Annotated in this window: 23 protein-coding genes; 18 read left to right on the forward strand and 5 right to left on the reverse strand. The window is 38.7% G+C overall.

The features are described from left to right. Positions 1–216 precede the first annotated feature (216 nt). A complete protein-coding gene (locus tag WKT11_RS07440) occupies positions 217–891 on the forward strand; it encodes a response regulator transcription factor (RefSeq protein WP_243003948.1) in 675 nt (224 codons plus the stop codon). Between the two features lie 374 nt (positions 892–1,265). Here WKT11_RS07440 and WKT11_RS07445 read toward each other — a convergent pair whose 3' ends face one another. Continuing rightward, on the reverse strand, positions 1,266–1,505 hold the full coding sequence (locus WKT11_RS07445; RefSeq protein WP_118064356.1) for a flagellar export protein FliJ: 240 nt from the start codon (positions 1,503–1,505) through the stop codon (positions 1,266–1,268). 390 nt (positions 1,506–1,895) lie between these two features. Between WKT11_RS07445 and WKT11_RS07450 the strand changes: the two genes are divergently transcribed. From WKT11_RS07450 to WKT11_RS07495, 10 genes are all read left to right on the forward strand, one after another. After that, positions 1,896–2,534, forward strand: a complete 639-nt coding sequence (locus tag WKT11_RS07450; protein ID WP_054337550.1) for a single-stranded DNA-binding protein — start codon at positions 1,896–1,898, stop codon at positions 2,532–2,534. Between the two features lie 99 nt (positions 2,535–2,633). Next, on the forward strand, positions 2,634–3,419 hold the full coding sequence (locus WKT11_RS07455; protein WP_055151549.1) for a hypothetical protein: 786 nt from the start codon (positions 2,634–2,636) through the stop codon (positions 3,417–3,419). Positions 3,420–3,432: 13 nt separating this feature from the next. Beyond that, positions 3,433–5,250: an AAA family ATPase gene (locus WKT11_RS07460; protein ID WP_118064354.1), complete on the forward strand. Its 1,818-nt coding sequence runs from the start codon at positions 3,433–3,435 to the stop codon at positions 5,248–5,250. Next, positions 5,138–5,515 (forward strand): helix-turn-helix domain-containing protein, encoded by a 378-nt coding sequence (locus tag WKT11_RS07465; RefSeq protein ID WP_225084396.1) that lies wholly within the window; start codon positions 5,138–5,140, stop codon positions 5,513–5,515. The genes WKT11_RS07460 and WKT11_RS07465 overlap by 113 nt, the downstream gene beginning before the upstream one ends. Next, complete coding sequence (locus tag WKT11_RS07470) at positions 5,512–7,641, forward strand: vWA domain-containing protein (protein ID WP_118064352.1); 2,130 nt, start codon at positions 5,512–5,514, stop codon at positions 7,639–7,641. The genes WKT11_RS07465 and WKT11_RS07470 overlap by 4 nt, the downstream gene beginning before the upstream one ends. Before the next feature lie 17 nt (positions 7,642–7,658). Further along, positions 7,659–8,396 carry a hypothetical protein gene (locus WKT11_RS07475; RefSeq protein ID WP_054337547.1) on the forward strand — a complete coding sequence of 246 codons (738 nt, stop codon included), beginning with the start codon at positions 7,659–7,661 and terminating at the stop codon, positions 8,394–8,396. Positions 8,397–8,458: 62 nt separating this feature from the next. Continuing rightward, the gene (locus WKT11_RS07480) at positions 8,459–9,007 is read left to right on the forward strand and encodes an AbrB/MazE/SpoVT family DNA-binding domain-containing protein (RefSeq protein ID WP_055151554.1); all 549 of its coding nucleotides are present in this window, start codon (positions 8,459–8,461) and stop codon (positions 9,005–9,007) included. A gap of 1 nt (position 9,008) precedes the next feature. Continuing rightward, positions 9,009–10,064, forward strand: coding sequence for an SAM-dependent methyltransferase (locus WKT11_RS07485; protein WP_118064350.1), 1,056 nt, complete (start codon positions 9,009–9,011; stop codon positions 10,062–10,064). 55 nt (positions 10,065–10,119) lie between these two features. Next, complete coding sequence (locus WKT11_RS07490; RefSeq protein WP_054337546.1) at positions 10,120–10,362, forward strand: hypothetical protein; 243 nt, start codon at positions 10,120–10,122, stop codon at positions 10,360–10,362. Beyond that, positions 10,353–10,919, forward strand: a complete 567-nt coding sequence (locus tag WKT11_RS07495; RefSeq protein ID WP_225084398.1) for a hypothetical protein — start codon at positions 10,353–10,355, stop codon at positions 10,917–10,919. Before WKT11_RS07490 ends, WKT11_RS07495 begins: the two co-directional genes overlap by 10 nt. 49 nt (positions 10,920–10,968) lie before the next feature. Here WKT11_RS07495 and WKT11_RS07500 read toward each other — a convergent pair whose 3' ends face one another. From WKT11_RS07500 to WKT11_RS07510, 3 genes are read right to left on the reverse strand one after another with little or no spacing between them, the layout of a single operon-like run. Next, the gene (locus WKT11_RS07500; protein WP_054337544.1) at positions 10,969–11,556 is read right to left on the reverse strand and encodes an SOS response-associated peptidase; all 588 of its coding nucleotides are present in this window, start codon (positions 11,554–11,556) and stop codon (positions 10,969–10,971) included. A gap of 42 nt (positions 11,557–11,598) precedes the next feature. Further along, positions 11,599–11,907, reverse strand: coding sequence for a hypothetical protein (locus WKT11_RS07505; RefSeq protein WP_054337543.1), 309 nt, complete (start codon positions 11,905–11,907; stop codon positions 11,599–11,601). Between the two features lie 19 nt (positions 11,908–11,926). Then, the gene (locus tag WKT11_RS07510) at positions 11,927–13,195 is read right to left on the reverse strand and encodes a Y-family DNA polymerase (RefSeq protein WP_118064348.1); all 1,269 of its coding nucleotides are present in this window, start codon (positions 13,193–13,195) and stop codon (positions 11,927–11,929) included. A 421-nt stretch (positions 13,196–13,616) separates the two neighbouring features. Here WKT11_RS07510 and ligA point away from each other — a divergent pair, with 421 nt between their 5' ends. The 7 genes from ligA (at position 13,617) to WKT11_RS07545 (ending at position 19,894) form a co-directional block, all read left to right on the forward strand. Then, positions 13,617–15,635, forward strand: coding sequence for an NAD-dependent DNA ligase LigA (gene ligA / locus WKT11_RS07515; protein WP_118064346.1), 2,019 nt, complete (start codon positions 13,617–13,619; stop codon positions 15,633–15,635). A 10-nt stretch (positions 15,636–15,645) separates the two neighbouring features. Next, positions 15,646–16,062 carry a hypothetical protein gene (locus tag WKT11_RS07520; protein ID WP_118064344.1) on the forward strand — a complete coding sequence of 139 codons (417 nt, stop codon included), beginning with the start codon at positions 15,646–15,648 and terminating at the stop codon, positions 16,060–16,062. A 119-nt stretch (positions 16,063–16,181) separates the two neighbouring features. Then, positions 16,182–16,868 carry a DUF3990 domain-containing protein gene (locus WKT11_RS07525; protein ID WP_118064342.1) on the forward strand — a complete coding sequence of 229 codons (687 nt, stop codon included), beginning with the start codon at positions 16,182–16,184 and terminating at the stop codon, positions 16,866–16,868. A 3-nt stretch (positions 16,869–16,871) separates the two neighbouring features. Then, positions 16,872–17,117, forward strand: a complete 246-nt coding sequence (locus WKT11_RS07530) for a hypothetical protein (protein WP_054350800.1) — start codon at positions 16,872–16,874, stop codon at positions 17,115–17,117. 76 nt (positions 17,118–17,193) lie between these two features. Next, complete coding sequence (locus WKT11_RS07535; RefSeq protein WP_117851406.1) at positions 17,194–17,655, forward strand: NADAR family protein; 462 nt, start codon at positions 17,194–17,196, stop codon at positions 17,653–17,655. An 86-nt stretch (positions 17,656–17,741) separates the two neighbouring features. Further along, the gene (locus WKT11_RS07540) at positions 17,742–19,100 is read left to right on the forward strand and encodes an ATP-binding protein (protein WP_117851403.1); all 1,359 of its coding nucleotides are present in this window, start codon (positions 17,742–17,744) and stop codon (positions 19,098–19,100) included. A 62-nt stretch (positions 19,101–19,162) separates the two neighbouring features. Next, complete coding sequence (locus WKT11_RS07545) at positions 19,163–19,894, forward strand: YkgJ family cysteine cluster protein (RefSeq protein WP_118064340.1); 732 nt, start codon at positions 19,163–19,165, stop codon at positions 19,892–19,894. Between the two features lie 164 nt (positions 19,895–20,058). Here the strand turns inward: WKT11_RS07545 and WKT11_RS07550 are convergent, their stop codons facing one another. Further along, positions 20,059–22,656, reverse strand: a complete 2,598-nt coding sequence (locus tag WKT11_RS07550; protein WP_117851398.1) for an ABC transporter permease — start codon at positions 22,654–22,656, stop codon at positions 20,059–20,061. Between the last annotated feature and the right edge of the window lie 4 nt (positions 22,657–22,660).

Raw genomic sequence — 22,660 nt, forward strand, 5'->3', positions numbered from 1 at the left:
TCACTTCCCTCGTTTCTTAAATCCTATAATGATAATGATAATGTCTAATTCTAACATTTCTCTTAAATCAGTTCTTAAATTTCCATAAAATTATAAATTTATCTTTATATTTTCCCACTCGCCTATGAAACCTTCAAATTATTTAAAACAGTAACTTGTATGAAATTACAAATCATGTTAGTATTTTTACCATACCTATTACCAAAGGAGTTTATTATGATTGATATATTATTAGTAGAAGATGATAAAGAAATTTGCTTTATTCTTACAGAATTATTAAAAAGAAACCATTACAATGTTTCAGCATATCACAATGGGATAGAAGCAATTGAAGCTCTTTCCTCTAAAAAATATGATTTAATGTTATTAGATTTGATGCTTCCCGATTTGCCTGGTGAAAAAATACTATTTCACCTAAAAAAACACAACAATTCTATTCCAGTTATTGTTATATCTGCCAAAAATCAGCCTGAGATTCGTATAAACCTTCTCCGATCCGGTGCAGATGATTATATAACTAAACCTTTTTATCATGAAGAAGTTCTCGCACGAATAGAAAGTGTTTTGCGCCGTTGCAGCGAAAGTCCCCAAACGGAATATTCCTTTAAAGATATTCGCATAAATGTGGATGATCACAAAGTACTTGTAAATAACACAGAGCTTACTCTGACTACTACCGAATATAACCTCTTACAGCTACTAATCAAACATCCAAAACAGACTTTTACAAAGGAATCTTTATATCAACTTATTTGGGGAAAAGATTATATTTCAGATGATAATACTCTCAATGTCCATATAAGCAACCTAAGAAAAAAACTAGAGCATATAGGAAACCAAGCCCCTTATATCGATACTGTATGGGGAATAGGTTATAAATTACACCATTAGAATAAATTCACGCAAAAAATACCATTACAAAGATTAATCTGTAACGGTATTTTTTACCCTATTCACTTTTTTCATACTTTCAAACAACTAGGTATACCCTCAACAATTTTTTCAGGCACAAACACTTCATTAACTATCACATACGTCCAAGCACCATCTGAGTTATCCGTAGTTTTAGACACTACAATGGCTTAACTTCCACGCAGTATATATTAAATCTACGAATTACAAATGCAAAGACACAACTTCGAACCACTACATATTCCTTTCCAAGGTAACGGTGATTGTGGTCTATGAAAATCATTTGTATTTCAGCTGACCATAAAAAACACCGTTGCAGATTCACTCCCCCACAACGGCATCTTTCATTTTTTTTATTCGATTTTATCTTCTCCTGTTGCCTTTATAAATCTCATAACCTCATCAATGGTTTTCCCAGATGCTACCAAAGCCTTAAACAGATCATCTTTCTGCTTCTCTTCTATCTCTTTTTGAATCTCTTTTGCTTTATGACGCAGTTCCTTTAAATCGGACTCTTTTGTACGAATCTCCTGTTCCACATACTCCAGTTGCTCTTCCAAACATGTGTTTTCCAGTTTTTTTCGTCTTGCCATAATGCATCCTCCTAATAATTTTTCCTCATTCTACCACATTTTATCTACTCTGAAAAGGTAGTAGTGTTTTATGAAAATTTTATATCTATTTGGGATTATCCTCATAAAATACTACACTTCCAAGCATTTTGACACAAAAATTATTATTTCGAATCGCAAAATACTATATATGGTATTTTATCATTGACCTTCGCTATATCTTGTGTTACTATGATATTGTATTTAAGTTTTGTGTTATCCCTTTATAGGGTGTCTGGATACTATCTCCAGTACACATGCAGTTTAAGTTGGAAAATCGTGTCATTATAATGCCGTTTTATACGGTGCTATAATGGCACTTTTTTTATTTATCACTATTTTATCGCCCAAAGGGCAGAAAGGAGAATTTTTATGTCATCTATTATCATTGTAACAGGAAGGGTAACTGCCGATCCGGTTATGCAACAAGCAAAGAACTCCGGAACTGAATACATCAGTCTGGGGCTTGCTACCAACCAGAGAGGTCAAAACGGAAAGGAAGAACCCATCTTCTATCAGTGTTACTGCAACAAGTTTCTTGCAGATCGACTGATAAAAGCCGGTGTCAAAAAATCAACGTGTCTCATGGTCTACGGAGATTTAGAACTCCATCCGTATATTCACCAGAAAGGCAATAATGCAGGTCAAGCAGCTATCACGCCGCAAATTATGGTAAAGGACTGGCAGTTCTTACCTGCGAATCGTAATGATACCAATGCAGCAACACCTGTACCGGGGAATCCAATGGTCGGAAATCCGAATGTTCCACCAGTACCAGCAAACGGTGCTACTTATAATGGAAACCCGGGAATGAATCCTTCCGGTACCGTGCCTACTGGCGCAATGCCAGTCAATAACAATATGATGCCACAGGCCGCACAACAGATGTCTTATGCTCCGGCAGGGGGATCGGCTTATGCACCACAGGGATTTACGGCTGGCAATGTATCTGGTGATGGATTTACCAATATTCCGGAAAATACACCACCACAGCAGCTTCCATTCCCGTAAATTATCAAAGATCCCTAAAATGAAGGAATTGCGACTTTCCAGTATCTACTGGTCTGCTGCAATTCCTTTTTCTATTGAAACAAACATGGAGGAAATGAAGTGAATACACAAAAGAAATTTCTTAAAGTTCTAAGTATGCTCACAATAATTTTGTTAATTGCAACTATATTCATACCAGGAAATGGAAATCGTAATGCAGTCGCAAGTATCGGAATCCTTGGCATCCTGCTGCTATTTCTTTCCACACTTCTTCCTAAAATCTATAAACTGACTCTAAACCTACTCAAGAACCAGGGCAAAACAAGCCCTTGGTCTTCTTTGAAATCATCTGAGCCAGTTTCCGAAACAGAAGAATTGCTTTGGAGACAAATCAGCTATCAGATTACCGACAAACTACAGGCTGCATTTCCAAATGCAACATGGGAATTCCAGAAGCCGCCATCCATGAAGCAGCTTCTTTGCGGAAATCCCATACGTCTGAGAACCTTTCATACGGAGGACTACAACTTTGCGGAAGCACGTATGAACCAATACGGATATCTGGAACTTCAAATGCTGACCATTGCCAGCCTCAAAAAGACTGTCACAGTTACCGATGAGGACGATGTTCCTTTTGCTGATCCGGAATCCTGGTATTCCTTAATTGGCAAGAAAAAACTGGAGAACCTTATCGGACAGCTCCATGCGAAAGGACACCATAAACTCTATATTAATGAAAACGGGCAAATTTACATCCAAAATGGTGATACAGCGGAAATCAAGGATTGTTTTGATTATTTCCCGCCACGAAACTATTGGGATATTCTCATTTCCATCTTCCAAAAAGATGAATTGACCGCAAAAGAAAAGGACCAGGCACTAGAATTATCCTGGATAAAAGAATAAAGGAGGAAATACTATGCCAAATACAAACTTTGTCCCTAACTGGACTTTTGAAAGAACGCTACCATCTCCATTTGACAGCTATTCCGGGAAAAGTGCAGTGATGAAAGACATCGCTTCCAAATACTGTAATCAGCCTAAAAAACGGGCTACTCTCCATTCTGCTACTTTGCAGGCAGTTTTTTCTTATATGAATTTGGAAAATCCACCTGCTGGAAAAGCAGAGGAAGAACTCGGAGCCATTGGAAGCCAGGCAAACAATTTTACAATCGCAGAATATCCAAGCCGTACCGGGTTGCTGCATGTAGTGGTCTACAACCGTATGACTGGGAAATTTATAGCCGGAAAGTATGAAAAACCTTTGGATCTGGACAGTAAACCAGAGCCATATCAGTTTAAAAAAGATGAAGATTCCGGAAGTGCTCTTTATTTTGCTTTAATGCCTACTTTCCTTTCAGATGACGAATTCAATGAAAAATATCAGGAATTAAAGCAACACCGTGATGACGGTTTTCCTGACCTGCCCAAAGCTGCAGAAACGGCTGCGGTTCTTTGTGATAACGTGTACCGCAGGATCCGTTATGGTGATTCCCTTCCTATCGGGAACATCAAAGTTGACACTCCTGCAAATGGCGTGCTCCAAAGACTTACACCACTGAATATCCAAAAAGGTGTTTATGCACCAACGGAAATTATCCAGGGTACCTTTCAGGTATTAAAAGGTGGACATCACTATACTGCTTCCGCCGTTTCAATTCCCAAAGAAGATTTTGTCGATAAATACATCCTGTCCAATTCTCGGACATTAACTCCCCAAGAAGAATCAACCGTTCCTATTCTCGAAGATTGGTATGTAATCCCAAAAGAAATCCAAAGAATATGCGAACATGCCAAATTAACAACTGACAGCAAGCAGCCTATGAGGAATTTTATGCTCCGTGGGCCTGCTGGAACGGGAAAGACCGAAGGTGCCAAAGCCATTGCTGCAGGACTTCACCTGCCTTACCGATGCATCACCTGCTCGGCAAATACAGAAATTTTTGACCTTCTTGGACAGATTTTACCTGATGTAGATGAAAAACAGCTTTCTTTGGTAGGGGAACTGCCCTCTTTTCAAGACATTACCCTCGATCCGGCTACTGCCTATGAAAAATTAACGGGTACTTATGATGAAAAGGTATCAGAAAATACAGTTTATGAAGAATTGATCCATCATATATCTGAGGAAATGAAGCAGAAACAAGCTGCTACCTCCAGCAGCCAACAGTTCCGCTATGTGGATACACCACTGGTTGAAGCCATCCGAAACGGCTATCTGGTAGAAATACAGGAGCCTACGGTGATTGCCAATCCTGGTGTACTGGTAGGACTTAATTCCCTATTGGACCGTTGTAACAGCGTATTTCTGCCAAACGGGGAAGTCATCCATCGGCATCCGGATACTACCATTGTAGTCACAACTAATCATGACTATGCCGGCTGTCGTCCCATGAACCAGTCTGTCATTTCAAGGATGAATATGGTCATAGATATGGATGAACCGGATGAAGAGACCATGGTAGAGCGTGTTCTTGCTATTACCGGATGTTCCGATAAAAAATCAGTACGTACCATGACACAGATTGTACGTTCCATCGCACAGTATTGTCAGGATAACCTGATAACAGATGGCTGCTGTGGAGTCCGGGAATTAATTGCCTGGGTTCAGTCTTTTATGGTATGTGGCGATATACAGGAAGCTGCTCATTATACCATTTTATCTTCCGTCACTGCCGATTCTGAAAGCCGTATCGAAATTGAAGGTTCTTGCTTGGATACAGTTCTTGCATCATAACACACTATTGAGGAACACCTTTTATACCGAAGCCGAACTACGCAAAACTCTGGCAGAAAATCTCGTTTATTTAAGAAAATCCAAGCAGACGAAACTCTCTCAGAAAGCCGTAGCAAGACTTCTGCATCTACCGGAAAAAACAATTATGAACTATGAAAATGGGCATACGCTTCCATCTGCTTACGCCGTCTTTCGGTTAGCCCAGTATTACGGCTGTACAATGGAAGATCTCCTAACCCAAAATATGAAAAAGAAAGAAAGGTGAAAAAATTGAATAACACTCAAAAAGCTTTAAAAAGAATGATCCGGGATACGGAGTCAAAAATCACTGATGAAGAACTCTTTCTTTCATCGGCTTTCCAAAAATACCAAACATCTCTGGCGAAAGCGGCTACTGGCCGTTCTCGCTATGGACTTCAGGTGCTTATGGAATGGGACAGTTCTGAAAATGCAGACATCGCTTATACAGATAATTATAGAATTCACTGTAACGCCGCAAACTCGATAACCCAAAGCTTTCCTTCCCGATTTCTGCGGTCACAAAGCCTGACTGGTCTAACTGGACATGAAATCGGACATCTGCGTTACTCTGATTTTGCATCACTACAGCTTTATCTGACCAATATGGAAAATGGTTCCTTCTATCCAGAAGCACCAGACAATCTGCCTTCTGGATACAAGGCAAATCTGCAGGACATCTTAGATGCCATGGAAGAAAAAGATAACGCAACGTGTCTGACGCTATCCCGCTGTGCTGCACAGTTTAATAATATACTGGAGGACATCTACATTGAAGCCCGGATGTGTGAAGAATATCCCGGAACTTTTAAGCAGGGAATACAGATCAATAATCTGCGGATGTCTGAATTGATTCCTTCTATACAGGAACAAATTGACTGTGGCTATCAGCCGTTTTCCATTATGAGCAATTTAATTTTGTCTTATTGCCGGACTGGTAATATAAATAACCGCACGAATTATTCTGGAGAATACACAGACACCCTTTCAGACTGCATGGATTATATTGACGATGCTTTAATTGCCACACAGGGGAAAGAACGCTTACGTGCTTCCAACTATCTTTTAGTACTTTGCTGGAACTATATTCAGCCTATGGTAGAGTTAACCAGAGAGTCTTTAAAAAAGCAGGATAGTACCCAAGTTGGCGATGCTCTGGAGGATCTGCTGCGGAAAGAATCAGGTAGCGGATCTCCTCTTCCAACTGGTAAAAACGGAGGAATCCCTAAAAACATTCCAGGTCCTACAGTAAAATCAAAAACTCCTATAACCTGTGACTTATCTGGTCTTGATCCAAATTACAGGCAAGATGCAATCAACCAGGCAGAAAAGGTACTGCAGGAAGAAGGAGGAAGAATTGAACTTGCTAAAACTACAGCAGTATTAGATGGAAATAATCCAGGAATCACATACGCATCACAGTATGCCGGTTCCGGTTATGAAAATGCAGCGAATGATCTTGCACGCATCCTAAATGATGTTGCTACGGAAAAAGCCCAAAATGATTATGAACAGGAATTAACAGAAGACTTGCAAAAATCGGCGGATGAAATACATTACGGAAATGCCCATGCAGGCATCCATGTAACAATCCACCGCATCAATCCAGTTTCCGACTTTTTTATCAAATCTTATCAAACAGTTGTTTCCCCTCTTTTGCGGACCTCCAAAAGGCTGCAAAGTTCCATTCTTCCTTTATTAAAAGAAGAGGCAGAAGGCGGGAAACAAAAAAACCTGTTATTTGGTAAAAGGCTGGATATGCGGGCTTTACACCGAAAGGACGGCGGTATCTTTACCAGAACCAGGCTTCCGGATGAAGAACAAAAACTTTCCGTGGGACTTTTGGTTGATGAAAGTGGTTCTATGGGCTGGGGAGATCGTATTACCCATGCCCGGAAAACTGCAATCGTGCTGTATGATTTCTGTATGAGCCTGGGAATTCCTATTACCATTTATGGGCATTCTACAGATTCTAAGGGGGTTGCTTTGTATTCCTATGCTGAATTTGATTCTCTGGATGACTCTGACCGTTACCGGCTGATGGATATGTCTGCCCGTAATGGCAACCGGGATGGAGCTGCACTTCGTTATGTTGCGGAACACCTGGCAAAGCGTCCGGAATCACAAAAACTCCTCATCATAATCTCTGACGGACAGCCCGCAGATTGTGGGTACAGTGGTACGGAAGCAGAAGCAGATCTTCGTGGTATCAAGAATGAATATCGTAAACGTGGCATTGTGATCTTTGCTGCAGCAATTGGTGATGACAAAGAAAACATCCGCAGAATCTATCAGGATGGTTTTTTAGATATTACCAAATTAGAAGATTTGCCCAAAAATATGACACAGCTTGTAAAACAATATTTGAAATAGAAAGAAGGAAAACATACATGAGTGAAAATTATCAAAACTCAATTACAGATCAGATATGCAAAGTACAGACCAGTAAAAAATTAATTGCACTGTATGACCGTCTCCGCTACACAAGTTATAACAGCTATGCACAGCTTCATGCAAAAGGAGAATTTGAAGAAAATGGTCATAAAGTTCACTCCCTTATTGGAATCTCCATACAGGATTACTCTAGTGGTACCGGTGATAAAAATATTATCACCCGTTTTCATCTGGCACCCGAACAAATTCAATTTCTGCTGTCCAGAGTTACCGCTGGCTTTCCTGAATTTGAATGGTCGCAAAGCAAAATATTTGGTGTGCCGGATGGCAATGGCTATTCTACTGCACAACAGTTTTTTATTTCCCGCCACGTATATAACAACCAGCAGGAAATACTGACCAGCCCATGGAGAATTCAAATTAATAACGGAAAAGGTATCAAGAAAAAGAATCATAACGGCGGCACTTATATGCAGGCTCAAAGTTTTATCTCTGAAAAAAGTGCTTTTATCCAATTGACAGATATGGATTTTTATATGCTGTTAAAACGTGCTGATTCCTATATCGTAAATTGGGAAAACTACGTTGCATCCTTCCTGATTCAAAACGGCAAACAACAATTTAAAAAACAACAGGACGCACGAATGGCACAAAATATACAGCCACATGAAATGTCTTCCTATATGCAAGAACAACCACAAGAACAATATCTGAATGGTATGTATGTCGCTTAAAGAATTTCAACAAAGAAGCAGCCGAAAAGACTGCTTCTTTTTATAAAGGAAAGGAGATTTCTATGGATTATGCCACAACACTAAATATTGACCAACAAGGGCGGATCATTATTCCTGCCAAAGTAAGAAAAGCCCTACAGCTTCATACAGGCGATGTATTGATGCTGGAAGCTGACACACGCAACATCTGTCTTCGTAAATGCGACTCCCATATCCCTATGGATATCCGGTTAGACAGTTTTCTGGATATTTTACATAGTAATGTCCCTTGCCGGATCCTGTTATGTAATGATTCCAAAATCATTGCTTCCAAGAATTATCATACAGCACTTAATATGCCTGTAACAGAAAGTATTCAAAGGCTTCTGCAACAGGGAAAGATGAAATTATTCTCTGAAAAGGAACGCATATACCCTACTATGACAGGAAAATATCCCATATCAGTCTTTTTCCCTATTTCTAAAAAAGACGAATTTGGTGAAACGTTGGGTCTTTTACTATGTGCAAAAAACCAACAGCCTTTCAGCGAAATGGATTTAGGCTGTGCCAAAATGACTGCGGCGGCGATTTCCCGCTACATCCAACAAAATTATGAAAGGAAGGTGACATAAAATGAATGACTTAATGCTGCATCGGGCAGCACAATTATTAGAAGCTGAATTTGGTCCCCAATGGCGTACTGTCGCTGACATGCTTGGAACGGAAGGATTGCGAAAACGTGTAGGAAAGGAACTGACTTCTTTCATGGCATACCCAGAACGTGGAGAAGGCGGTAACAGCCAGTGGCGTGGTAACTGCTCCCCCGAAGTGGTTGCAGCACTTCTACGCTATTGCTTGGACGATAAGCGATATTACGGAAAAGATACCAGCACCTTTACCCTCTTAGATCCTATGAGTGGCTCTGGGACTTCAAACGCGGCTGCTGACCGTTATCAGGTACGCTCCCTGCTCTATGATCTAAATCCGGCACCTGCGTATGGAAAAGGTAACTGGAATGCTCTAAAAGATGAAGTAGAGGATTCCGCTGATCTCATCTTTTTCCATCCACCCTACCATAATATGATCCAGTATTCCGGAAATATCTGGGGAACCCCTCACCCGGACGACCTATCCCGCTGTGAAAACTATTCGGATTTTCTTGAAAAACTAAATCACTGTATCCGGAAATTTTTCCTGGCACTTCGGAAAGGTGGGAGGCTTGCCATACTGGTAGGCGATATGCGGCTCCATGGTAAGTTCTATAGTATGCAGAATGATTTAATGCGGATGGGTAATTTTGAATCCTTTCTGGTAAAGGGCCAGTTTAATTGTGTTTCTGACAATCGGACGTACAAAAAGCCTTTCATTCCCATTGTGACAGAATATGCTCTGTTGCTGAAAAAAACAGATTCTTTCATTATCCCCTTCAGCATCCGGCAAGAAGGTGTGTTTTCTGTACAAAATACAGATATTCTTGCACTGACTTGGCATCATCTAATCCGGATGACAATGGAGAGTATTGGAGGAAGAGGGGCTTTAAAAGACCTGTACGATTTATTAAAGGAACACCCAAAAGCGAAAAAGAATCCGCATTATCAGGAACGTATCCGTGCCACCTTATATGAACACCCAGACGAATATATACCTGTATCGAAAGGATATTTTCGTTTGAGTTACCCTGTTACATAAAAACGAGCCATGAAAAACAGATTTTCTATGACGCTACAAAAGGAGTGTGAACACTATGACAAATCGAAAGCACCATGTGAAAGATAAACAAATAACGACACTCTCAGGATGGTTTCATTCTTCGCTACGGGTTGGGGAACGTGCTATTATTTCTGGAGTCAATGGTTTCTCTATTCTGACATCTCCTATCCTAACGATTTTGGAAGTATCAAATGACAGTATCGTTTTCGAAACAGAAAATACCATTTACCATTTGGTTCATACACCAGAGACCGTATCGGAAGTGATGTGTGCTTGAATAACATATATGAATTGGGAAGCAGGCTTTGTGAATTGCTTTCAACTTTGAAGAAAAACCGAGAATACGTTCCACTTGAAATTTTACAAACACAGTATCGGATTCCTTATGAAAGCCTAAAAAAGCAAATTGGTGATACAGCAACAGCTTTTGTAAAAGAAATTACATTATCAAAGCTTATGATAAATCCAGATGTATCTCTGGAAGAGCAGATTTCTGTTATCCAACAGGCAATTACAACATCCGGGATGCTCAAAGAAATGAGCTATACCTTATCAAAACTGTATGATGTGGAACTACTGCACAGGCAGGCATTAAAATTAAGGACATATATTGAAGATGCTCTATATCCATATATTGCCCTTCAGGATTGCCTTGTCGTTGATATGGAACGTATAGAGGATACGCCAATTATCTACAATACAATTACCCAAAAGGTTTATGAGAATGGGCAATGGAGTAAACAGGATTTGGATCTGCATGGGAAACTATTAATCTATGTAAAATCTAGTCCTCCTATGCCTGCAGCAACAGAACAAATAAACAATGGATTCTAAATTCAAAAATTTTTATGTCAAGAAGGGAAACTTTTATGGGTTTCCCTTCTTATGAAAATAATTTCAGTTGTTCATATTCTGCTGTCCGATTCAACAGTATGGGCTTCTTAGCAAGAATAAATTCTACCGCTGCATCCTCCATAATCCAATCTTCCAGTTCTTGTCGTTCCAAAAGCAATGGCATCCGTTCATGCACTGGTGCTACGGAAGCATTTGCCTGCGTAGTCAGAATTACAAAACGATTTTGACCATTATAGATTTGATAACACCCTGCCATAAATAATGTGGCATCCTGCTTTGGACTTTGAAAAGTATATTTTTCTTTGTTTTTACTCCATTCGTAAAAGTGATGGGCAGGAATCACACATCTTCGATGCAGCACACTGTCCCGAAAGGTCTTCTTGTCCAGTATCGCCTCTGCCCTTGCATTGATAAGCAGTCCCTTTCCCTGGAACCCCGGAAAGCCCCACTGCATCTGCCTCGCAGCCACTTCCTTACACTCCTTTGTAAGAATGACTGCAGATTCAGACGGGTGGATGTCCTGTCCATGCTCTATCTTTAAACGCTGGTCCAGTTTCCTTACAATCTTTTCAATTTCCCGTGAAGTTTCATCATCCACATAATATCTTCCGCACATTTTCTGTCCTCCTTTTTCCTATTTTACTTCATCCCTGGTATCTTATACAACCAGTTTCCATGCACAATCCTCCGGACAAAAGAGAAGCACAAAATTGATTTGTTTTCCCAAAAGTACCGCCTGACATCTATACTTCCAGTTCAAAATTCCCGCATACCACTGCTTTTCTACAGTCAGAACCTGGATATGATTGATTTGAATAATCTCTTCATCCTCCCCTTTTACCTTCAGCATCAATGGCAGAGATTTTCCGGTAGCTGTGAACCAGCACTGGACTGCCACCTCATGATAGGTTCCGGATAAAGGCTCCTGCTCTGTATGCTCTGTATTTATTCCGATTCCAAATGCCACCTTTCCTTCCCCCTTCCCGCTATTCTGTCTTTAATTTCTCATAGTCCACAGAACGTTTTTCCCGTGAAATGCCACCACTCATGTGATCAATACACCCACCTAAAAAAGCCGCACGTATTACCGAATCATTCCCATACCGTTTTCTGATCTGATCTATCGTTTCATCCATTTTTTCCAGTTTCTCATAATCATTCGTATCAAACAGATTTAGTTGTCTCATATTCACCTGATCCTTGATGCGGCTGGTATGGATTCCCAGATGCCGGATGGGTGTCCCATCCCAGAGCTGGTCAAATAACTGGCAAGCACACTGATGAATCTCTATCGTAATATTGGTTGCATTCTGAAGCGTCATCTGGTGACTGGCATAACTGAGATCATAATTCTTGATCCCTACTGCAATCACTTCTGCCCTGACTCCTGCTCCACGAAGTCTGCTTCCTACTGTCTCTGCCAAAGCCAACAGCACCAATTTTGCTGTAGATGCATCTGTCACATCAAAAGGAATCGTTGTAGAATTGCCGTATCCCTTATTAGCAGGCGGGGCCGACTGGACTACAGACACATCAATCCCATTTGCAACCCCCCAGACAACTTCCCCATGTTTCTTCAAATGTTGTTTTAAGTAACTCGGATCACTCTTTGCCAAATCTCCTATGGTCCGAATTCCCAACTTGAAAAGTGTCTTTGTTGTTGCCCGTCCTACAAAAAACAAGTCGCTTACCGGCAATGGCCACATCTTTTTCTGTAACTCAGACTTCCATAGTGTGTGCACTCTGTCGGGCTTCTGAAAATCACTTGCCATCTTAGCTAACAGTTTATTCTCTGAAATACCGATATTCACTGTAAATCCAAGCCGTTCCTTAATCTGTCTCCGCATCTTCTCCGCCGCTTCCACTGGTGTCCCCCAAAGCAATTCCGTTCCAGTCATATCTACAAACGCCTCATCTATCGAGTATTGTTCCACTGTGGGAGAATACTCTTGCAAAATTCCCATAAAAGCTTTGGAACACCTCTCATACAATCCATAATTCGGAGGCACTAAGATAAGATTTGGACATTTCTGTTTTGCTTCCAAGATTGATTCACCTGTCTGTATCCGATATTTCTTTGCTGGAATGGATTTTGCCAAAATGATTCCATGACGCATCGCCATATCCCCACCTACCGCTGACACCTGTTCTCTTAAATCGCCTTTCCATCCCAAATGATGCAGCCGATATACCGCTTCCCAGGACAAAAAGGCAGAATTTACATCTATATGAAAAATCACTTTTTCCAAACTCACGTTCCCCTCCTTTATATCTCATTATATAGAACATACGTTCTGAAATCAAGAGATAATATTTTCCATATTCAAGCCATATTCATGCATCCTCTATATATAGTAATTTTCTTCTCATGATAAACAATATATAGTGCTTTTATATTGACACATACTACATATAGTGTTACACTTACTATGTAATTATTATTTGTGTCATCCGGAAAGGATATACGCACGCAGTTTAGGTTTGTAAAAGTGTCAGAAGTATACCACGCTACCAGCAGGGACTTCTGGCTTTTTTATTTTGCAGGAAACTGCACGCATTAGAGAATGAACATCCGTGTCATTCTCTTTTTTTATGCCTGAACGCAAAGAAAGGAGGAAGAAAAACCGGAACAAATAAAAATTACAACTATACCATAGAAAAGGAGACAAGAATAAAATGAACCACTCTAATGAATTATCAAACGTGGAAAAAATCAAACAACTGGTGGACTATCTGAATTTACAGCGTAACGCTTATTATAATGAGAACAGTCCGAATATCAGTGATGCGGAATATGACCGAATCTTCGATGAATTAGTGGAATTAGAAAAGCAGACAGGCTTTGTCTTATCCAATTCACCGACACAAACCGTAGGTTATACTCCCATCAGTGAACTTCCCAAAGTAAAGCATCCGGTCCCTTTGCTCTCTTTAGATAAGACAAAGCAGGTACAGGACTTGATAAGTTTTGCCGGTAAGCAGCCAGTTCTGTTTATGCTGAAGTTGGACGGATTAACGACTAAATTAGTCTACGAAAATGGAACACTTGTAGAGGCTTCCACGCGTGGAGATGGGGAGATCGGAGAAATTATCACCCACAACATACCTGCATACGTGGATGTTCCTCTTTCAATCCCTTATCAGGAAAGACTGGTAATTGTAGGCGAATCCTTTATTCCTACCAATGACTTTGAACGTTTAAAAGAAACATTGCGGGATGGAAAAGGAGAACCTTATAAAAACGGACGTAACCTGGCCGCCGGCTCTGTACGAAGTCTTGATCCGGCAAATTGTGCGGGGCGCTGCCTGCACTTTATGCCATTTAATGTCCTAGAAGGTCTAGACGATTCTTCCTTTCCATTTCCAGACAGCAGAGCTATGAAGGTTTCCAGTCTATTTGACTATGGCTTTCAGCCTTGTCCTTATATTGCTACTGACCAGCCCTTGAACACGGCTCTTATAAATCAGTATATTGAAAAACTGACTGCACTAGCAGATAACAAACATCTGCCTATTGACGGAATTGTAATGATTTTCGACAGTCTGGACTATTCCCAAAAATGCGGGCGTACCGGACATCATTATAAAGATGGACTGGCTTTTAAGTTTGAAGATGAAACTTACGAAACCACTCTTCGCAATATAGAATGGACACCCACCCGTTTCGGAGAAATTGCACCTGTGGGAGTTTTTGACTCTGTGGAAATTGACGGATGCTCTGTTTCCAGAGCAACCCTTCACAATCTGACCTTTATCAAAGAATTAGAATTGGTGCCAGGTTGTAGAATTTCTGTATCGAAACGTAATATGATCATTCCTCATATTGAAGAAAATCTGGAACGTGGTCATTACGTAGATGCAGTTCCCCCAGTATGTCCATGCTGTGGTTCTCAGACTCGTATCTATCAAAGAAAAGGAAATGATGGGCGTCTCATTGAAACAGTGCATTGTGACAATCCCAACTGTGATAGCCAGATCCGAAAACGCTTTACACATTTCGTTGGAAAAAAAGCAATGAACATCGAGGGACTCTCCGAAACTACCTTGGAAAAATTCCTGACTTTGGGTTATCTCCAGACATTTCCGGATATTTACCATCTAAATGAACATCAGGAAGAAATCTTACAGTTGGAAGGTTTCGGTAAAAAATCCTTTGAAAGATTATGGAATTCCATTACTTCCAGCCGTAATACTACCTTTGTCCGATTCCTGGTTTCCATGGATATTCCTATGGTCGGACGAACCAAAAGCAGGATTTTGGATACAGTATTCCACGGCAGTCTGCAGGAATTTTTTGACGCTGCCTCTGGTGACTATGATTTCACCCAGTTAGATGACTTTGGTGATACTCTGAATCAGAATATCCATGACTGGTTCTCTGATGAAAACAATCTAATTCTCTGGCACGAACTCCAAAAAGAACTTATATTTGAAGAAAGAAAGGAAATGAACACTATGATGAAAGAAAATGTATTTACAGGATGTACTATCGTTGCAACAGGAAAACTTGCTCATTTTACAAGGGATGAAATCAACTCCAAGATCATTGAGCTTGGAGCAAAAGCCGGCAGTTCTGTCACAAAAAAGACAGATTATCTGATTTGTGGGGAAAAAGCCGGAAGTAAATTGACAAAAGCTCAGGCTCTCGGTATTAAGATATTGTCTGAAGATGAGTTTCTTGAGATGATTGCGTAAGGAGAACTCTATGAGTATCATTACATCCGTTTTTCATATCTATGGATTTCTTATTACAGAAGAGGCTGCTAATCTTATCCTTCGATATACAGAGAAAGTTTTTCCTGATTTATACAAAGAGTTCTCTGATCCAGAACCACTCTTAGCCTTTCAGGAATATCTTTGTGAGAAACTTGATGGCTGTCGTTATGGCACTGCCGAGTCTATGACGGTATGGAGGATCAAAGATCGGGAAGAACTGGACTTAAATCCAGGAGAAGAATTTTATATCATTGAACTTAAAAATTCTTCCCACTTATTTTCACAGACGTATTCTTCTTATACGGAAGTTATCCAAGAAATTCAAGAAACGTTTGGTGAATTACTTCCTCCGGATTTTCCATTAGATGATTTTCTTGTGGAAATCATGGGTGAAGTCTGGGGATAGTGAAATGGGGTGACGCCCCATTTCAAACATCTTTTGCAACTTTACATTTATAATTATTTTACCGTTGGAAAGCACCTTCTTTTTTGATATAATGAAAGCAAATGGAGGGATAACGTATTATGAGTATTCAATCAGATATAGAGATGCTATCAATTGAAGCACTGGAATATTATGCTAAAAAGCACCAACTATCGGAAGACGATGCCTTTAATATTTTCTACAAACATCAAGTATTTGAAAAAATACTGGTACAACACGAAACGTTGCACCAATTAGATATTCATGATACTTTTCAATACGTAGAAGATATTATAGAAGAAGATACGCCCACGCTTGTTCTTTTCCATGGCTCCAATATTGCATTTGATAAAATCGATTTGAACAAATCACATAACCGTCGTGATTTTGGTCGTGGATTTTATTGCACAGTTCTCGAACAGCAGGCAAATGAATGGGCGAACCGCCTGTACTTGCGTACTCATACTGGCGGCAAATATGTGTATCGGTATATCTTCCAACAATCCGAGGAACTAAAAATCAAACATTTTGCCACCTTGGACAAGGAATGGTTGGAGTTTGTCAAACTCAACCGTACTGTCGGCGATATCCAGCATCACTATGATGTTGTAATTGGACCTGTTGCGGATGATAATACCATGGAAACTGTACAACTTTATTTGTCCGATATCTTGAGCGTGGATGAAGCGGTTACAAGGCTTCGGTATAATAAGGTTAATAATCAGGTTTCCTTTCACACCCCACTTGCTCTTGAACATCTGATATTGGAATCTCGAAAGGATGTGTAAAACATGGAAGGTAAATATTTTTTTAACGGGAAAGATATTTCAATGAATCTGTATATTCAGATCCGGGATGTTGTCGATATTATTATGGAAAAGAGCCATCTTTCCTTTCCGGATGCCATGGGCAAATTTTATCACTCAAAAACTTACAAAGCCCTGCAAAATACAGAAAATACTCTTTGGGCGGAATCTGCTGGCTATATTGCAGACCGCTATTACGAAGAACAAGAAGAAGCACAAATAAGCAAATGACAAACGAAAAAATATGTTTAAGAAGGAACTGCTTGCCATAAGCGGTTCCTTTTTTGTATAAGAAAGAAGGGATTACATGTTTATTAATACCTATTCGAATCATTACCAGCAAACAATTGACCACTTTCATGGAGCATACGCTTTTCTTAGTAACTTCTATCCTTCCCGGATATATTACCGGGGCTACTGGTATGCAAATAATGAGGCTGCTTTCCAGGCACAAAAGACCCTTTCACCTAAAGAACAGCTTCAATTTACCAAATTAAGGAATCCAAAAGATGCCAAAAAACTGGGAAGAGAAGTACAGCTCCGTTCAGACTGGGAACGTGTAAAGCTTATGTACATGTATGAAATTTGTATGTGCAAATTCATGCAGAATCCTACCCTATGTAAAGCATTACTTGCTACTGGGAATTGTCACCTTGTTGAAGGAAACAACTGGGGAGATTATTTTTGGGGTTCTGTAAATGGTCATGGCGAAAATCATTTAGGTGAAATTCTTATGGACATACGTGCAAAGCTTCAATTTGAACGTTAAAATAATCATTTACCCATTTTGCACTGTATGAACTGCAAATATTTTGCTATAATGAAAGATAGATTTTAAAGAAAGGATTTGTGCTTATGTATCTGAAGCGTTTTGTCTATGACCGCCTTCTGGATTGGAAAAATGAAGGAGGGCATAGTACCCTGGAAGTCGGCGGAGCCCGTCAGGTTGGAAAAACCTACCTGATACAAAAATTCGCTGACGAAAACTACAAACACAAAATTTATATTAACCTGTTTGAATTAAGCGGCAGACAGTTTATGGAATGTTATAAACAGGCAACAGCTTGGACACCCGGAACAAAACGGCAGGAGCATCCTCTCCATGATGCCTTCCAGTTGTATGAACCGGACTTTATTGATTCTGAAGATACCGTCATTATTATTGACGAAATCCAGGAATCTTCCGAGATTTATAACCGTATCCGGGAGTTTACTCGTCATTTTAAAGCCCATTTTATCATCACAGGAAGCTATCTTGGGCGGATTTATGATCCAGAATTTCGTTATTCCAGCGGAGATGTCACAAAGCTTACTATCTACACACTTTCTTTTGAGGAATTTTTGATGGCCTATGACCAAATCCTGTATGAAGATTATAAAAAAATACCTTTTGTTCCTTCTAGGTCAGAGGTCTATGATCGCTTAAAGGAAACCTATGAGCTGTACTGCCAGATTGGTGGCTATCCCAAAGTGGTCGAAAACTATCTGGAGAACCGGAACATCGTAAAAGCTCAAGGCGAACTCGTAAAAATCATTGATACCTTCACCAATGAATCCATTCGCTATTTTACGGATATTTTGGATACCAAAGTGTTTACCCATATTTTCTTTTCCATCTGCCGTATTTTAAATCGTGAAAAGAAAGGATTTTCAGAAGACAGCATTAGCGAAGAATTGCAAAAACTGGTAACCAAAGACTACTCCAGCAATATTTCAAAGGCTACCTGCAACCGTGCTATTAGCTGGCTGTACTTTTCCGGAATCATTGGATTCTGTGCAAAAATAACAGAAATGGATATTCTGGATTTTAAGTCCGCAAGCCGCTGCTATTTCATGGATATGGGACTGGCAAACTATTATCTGACACGTACCGGAACCGATTCCCGTGTACTTGCAGGCACATTAAATGAAAATTATGTCTATATCAATCTGAAGAAACGCCAGGATTTTCCACAGGAAATTTCCTTTGAAACCCCTGCTTTTGCTACTTACCGTGGCGGAGAAATTGATTTTGTGGCACAAAGCCTATCTTCTTCCACCCGATATTTGATAGAAGTCAAAGCTGGAAAAGGTACTGCTTCCACTGCCCAGAAAGCCCTGGCACAAGGAAAAGCAGATAAGCTTCTTTATTTAAAAGGAGCAACCAAAGGTGGTATAGACGGTAAAACAGAAACACTGCCTATTTATTTACTGGAACAATACAAATTTAATTAAGTTTATGTTTACGAAGAGACTACTTTCCAAGTGGTCTCTTTTTTATTTAGGAGGACAATAATATGAATTCAATAAAAGAATTAAAAGAACAATTAGGATATGAAGAAATCGGTCTCGATGATATATTTGTATTTCATTGTACTCAATGCGGAAAATGTTGCATCCACCGGGAGGATATTCTCTTGTCCCCGAAAGATTTATTTCATATAGCGAAGAAATTAAAAATCACACCAGAAGTTGCCTTGGCACAATATTGTGAAACTTATCTTGGACGTAATTCTCATATCCCTGTAGTACGCTTAAAACCACAAGGAAGTGTCAAACGCTGCCCGTTATTAAAAAATCAAAAATGTTTGGTACACGATGTAAAACCCGCAGTCTGTTCTATGTTTCCGATTGGCCGGTACCTTGCCCTTCCCTCCGATGGTATTTTTCCGGAAAATCCGGAAGAATTGTCTGTTGGATACGTCTTTAATGATCCGGAGTGTGGAGATAGATCAGAAACACATACCGTTCGGGAATGGTTTCATAAATTTAACATTCCACTAAAAGATGACTATTTCTTTGCATGGACGAAAACGAAAGCAACACTTAGCAAACATCTACGCTTTCTAGAAGGACGTCTATCTGAAAAGACCATGGTTTCAATATGGAATGCTACATTGATAACTCTGTACCTAAACTATGAGGTTACAGAAGATTTTCAAACACAATTTCAGAAAAACTCAGATATGCTCCTATCCTTAATTGAAAAACTGAGAACTGCTGACGCTCCTATGCCTAAGAAAATATAAACATATAGAAATACTTCGAGCCGTCCAAATTTGACGGCTCTTTTCATGTCATTATGACACTCTTTACATTTCTACTGTTTCTTCATACAACAATTTATTCAACACATATTTTCGACCAGCTTATTGTAGCATTTTCTTGAAGCTCAAATTCATATTTTCGTATATCACCTTTCTTTCTTAATTCTTTCAATTAAGCTATTTCTTTCCATTTTATGTAAGAATATATTAGGGATTATCACACACAAAAAAGACATAATACATATAATACATAAAAGTCCTTCAAATGGATATTGAAAAACAAAATATTCTATGTTTTGTTTTAAAATATAAACTACTATTCCCATAACTATACTTCCTATAATCAATAATAGCCCAAGAACACCTCCTACGTATATTATCCCCTCATATATAAGCATTTTCCTAAGCATACCTTGTGTCATGCCGATACTCCGCATAATGGAAAACTCACGCTGCCTAATAATTATATTTGTAGATGTAGTACTGAAATAATTTAGCAGTCCCATAAATATTAAAATGCCACTAATAGTATACATGATTATCTGACTTGTTCTAATATACAAAGACTGTTTTGCAATTTCATCACTATTACACTTTATCACATACAAAAGTTGATTTTCGTTGCCTGTAGTAGATTGAAACTTGAGATTTGCCTCTTGAACCCATGCTTTTAATTTCTGTTTACAAATAGCCTCTTTATTTGCTTTTACATTAATCTGTACTTCCAAGTTTCTAACTGTTAAAACATCCTTTAATTTGCTGAAAGTTTTATCTGAAACAATCAGATAAACTTTATCATTTCCTCTCCATGATAAATCCAAAGTTGGACAATCTGACTGTGAAATGTTTATATATCCACAATTTCTAAGTTTAACTGCGGACATTTCCTGCATTGCTGTTCCAACGGGCACCAAATCATACAGTTCTATTATTTTTCCAATACATTCCGTTTCTATATCTTCGTATGTTTGTGGTATTAAATTTTCATGTAATATTAACACGCCACCTTTCTCGTTAAATGTTTTTTGATCAACTGGTATATTATTCTCCTCTACATATTTCACTAACTTTTTCATACTTTTATCGTCTAATGTTTGCATTACAGGTAATGAATCATGCTCTACAATTTTTAAGCTATCTGTTTCTGCTGCATTTTTTATAATAGGCAGAAAACCTTGTACTATTTTCAGATTCTCAGTATAAGAAGTAAGCGTATTTTTGATATCCACGATATTATCATCTGTTATTAATTCCACCTCATCTTTTCCATTTTCCACTAAATACGTTACAGTATCCATTGGCACTTCAATAGTAAAATCTGGATTCTTCTGTAATCTATTCATTTGATTTGTCCCCTTGGTGACCACAATCCCTAATAGCCCTATTTCACAACCAAATGCCAAAAATATTATAATGAACATAAATTTTTTCTTATAACGTAATATGTTACGAAAAGCCATTCCAAAAATAATTCCAGTTCTTTTTATAATGAACATTTTCCCAAACTGATAATCTGATTGTTGTTCTCCCACTACTTCCTCATATTTTGCAGCCTCTATAGGAGTAATCATAGTCAATTTATATACTGCCAAAAGAGTTGCCCCAAATAGAGTTATAGCAACTAAAACAAGGACCACGATATATGCACTTAAATTAAATAATTTTAATTGACTATTTGCTTTATACTCCCCTAAATAAAGATTTTTAACCACATTGTTTAAAACACAATATTGTAGAACTATGCTGATTATTACACCACATAAGCAACTTTTCAAATAAATATCCCCTATTTGCATACATACTAATTTTTTTATCTGTCTATTAGTTGCACCTATTGTACGCAATAATCCATACTGTTTAATATCACTTCCCAGTGATATATATACAACATTATAAATCACTAAAAACAAACAAAAAAACACAGCCAAGACAAACATATACGCAAGCAAATAATTTCCAACCGTCCCTTCAATTGCTCTGTATTCTGCAGAATCATAGCTTATAATTCTTTGCTTATCATTGAGATTAATATCATTTTTTAATCTATTCTCTACTTGTCTTCCGCTTAGTCCCCAATCTTTTACATCAACCCATAATCGACATGGATATTGTGAAATACCAGCCTGTTTTATTCTATTCTTGCAAATATATGCGATTGAACTATCGGATAATTCATTATTATAACTATCATAATATCCAGATAAAACAAATTCTTGTTTACCTGTCATTTTTGTCGTGAAAATATCATTCCAATAAAAGTCTAACGTAATCTTCATTCCTATTTTGGGACTGCTAATCCCCAAATAGTCCAAAGTTTTTTTTGACATCATTATTTCATCAGTTTGTTCCGGATAATTGCCATAGAAATGTACAAAAGTAGGCTTTACCATATCTTCGTAAGCTGTTTCATCTAAAACAACACATTTGCTATATGAATACCTACCATTCATCAACCTTCCGCTCTCTTTTTCCTCTCCTACACTATTCACATAGGAAAGATCTTGTAGCTGTCGTTTTATTGTATCTGTTCCTTCTTCAATAAATGTTGAAATTGTTTTTCCATCTTGATATTGATTTTTCAACTTATCCGCTTGAAATTTTCCATGTATTAAAGAAATGATAACTAATGATACTACTACAACGCTCACTACGATACATTGTAAAATAATATTTCTTTCCCTGTTTTTTTTCTTATAAGCTCTTATCAGAGTATTTAGAGATTTTCTTACTCTACCATTATTCATTAGT

It is taken from the genome of Blautia sp. HCN-1074, assembly GCF_037890165.1.
In the GTDB taxonomy this organism is placed as follows: domain Bacteria; phylum Bacillota; class Clostridia; order Lachnospirales; family Lachnospiraceae; genus Blautia_A.